The following is a 1,134-nucleotide window of genomic DNA, read 5'->3' on the forward strand; positions in this document are numbered from 1 at the left end:
GATAGAAAAGTGACATTGATTACACGACCCCGTCATTTTGGGAAGACACTTTGTATGAGTATGCTGTCAGAATTTTTTACATTCAGAAGAGCAGCAAGAGTTTATTCGCCGGACTCTCTATTATAGACAATGCAGACCTTTGCAGGCATTGGATGAATCAATATCCTACATTATCTTTAACATTCAAAAGTGTACACGGATTGAACTTTTCCGACGCATACGCACAGCTTGCATCCGTAATTGCAGAGCTATACAAAAAGCACATTTACCTGACGTACAGTGACCGGATTCATCCCCCGGACAAAATCAATTTCTTATGATAGCAGCCGAAAAAGCAAATCTGAAAGATATCAAAAACAGCTTACTGAAACTAACTCAGCTCATGGAATTATACTACAGAAAACCTGTGATCCTGATTATAGATGAGTACGATGTCCCTCTTGCAAAATCCAGCGAAAAGGGATATTACACAGAAATGTTGGACACTGTAAAGGGTATCCTGCAAGTTATTAAAAATAAGGTGTTAGTCAAAAAATATGTTGGTCTTGCTGAGTGTCCAGATTTTGGGACACCCAAAGTAGTATCATATGATTATCTAATGAATTTTGAGGTGATAATCATATGAAAGATAAAATCAATACGCTGTTTGATTTCATTAAAAACCTATGTGACTCGGACTTGGAACGCATCATTAACTTTGTAATGGGGATCGTTTCCGTTAATCAAAGCCTAGATGACAGACCCCAATGCCCGTACTGTCAGAGTTCAAAAGTTATCAAGTATGGTCATGCAAATGGGAAACAGCGTTTCTATTGTCATAAATGCGGAAAGACCTACCTACACTCAACCGGTACACTGACGGCCAATTCGCATTTTAGCCGATCCATTTGGGCCGATTTCATTCATGACACATTGGTTGGTGCATCTCTGGACTTCTCTGCTGAAAAGTTCGGATTTTCTCATCAAACAGCATTTAATATGAGGCATAAAGTTCTTATGGCACTTCAGGACATGCTTGAAAAAGAGCCTGTTCTTCTTTTTGGTATCGCTGAACTGGATGAAACATTTGTACTTGACTGCTATAAAGGAAAGACCGTTCCAACGGAAGCGAACCGTACTGCCCGTAAGCATGGA

The 1,134-nt window shown here is 39.6% G+C and carries 3 protein-coding genes; all 3 read left to right on the forward strand.

Translation table 11 applies throughout. The features are described from left to right. Positions 1–9: 9 nt before the first annotated feature. Positions 10–126, forward strand: coding sequence for an AAA family ATPase (locus tag VSQ62_RS32270; protein ID WP_334638787.1), 117 nt, complete (start codon positions 10–12; stop codon positions 124–126). Between the two features lie 190 nt (positions 127–316). Then, complete coding sequence (locus VSQ62_RS32275) at positions 317–625, forward strand: AAA family ATPase (RefSeq protein ID WP_334638786.1); 309 nt, start codon at positions 317–319, stop codon at positions 623–625. After that, the coding region (locus VSQ62_RS32280) for a transposase (protein WP_502957900.1) at positions 622–1,134 on the forward strand (513 nt) is incomplete at its 3' end. The genes VSQ62_RS32275 and VSQ62_RS32280, both read left to right, overlap by 4 nt.

The sequence above is a fragment of the Sporofaciens sp. JLR.KK001 genome, assembly GCF_036941055.1.
Taxonomy (GTDB): Bacteria; Bacillota; Clostridia; order Lachnospirales; family Lachnospiraceae; genus Sporofaciens.

Excerpts from the sequence above, each read along its gene's own strand:
- VSQ62_RS32275 (WP_334638786.1), top strand. The coding sequence starts at position 317 with ATGATAGCAGCCGAAAAAGCAAATCTGAAAGATATCAAAAACAGCTTA.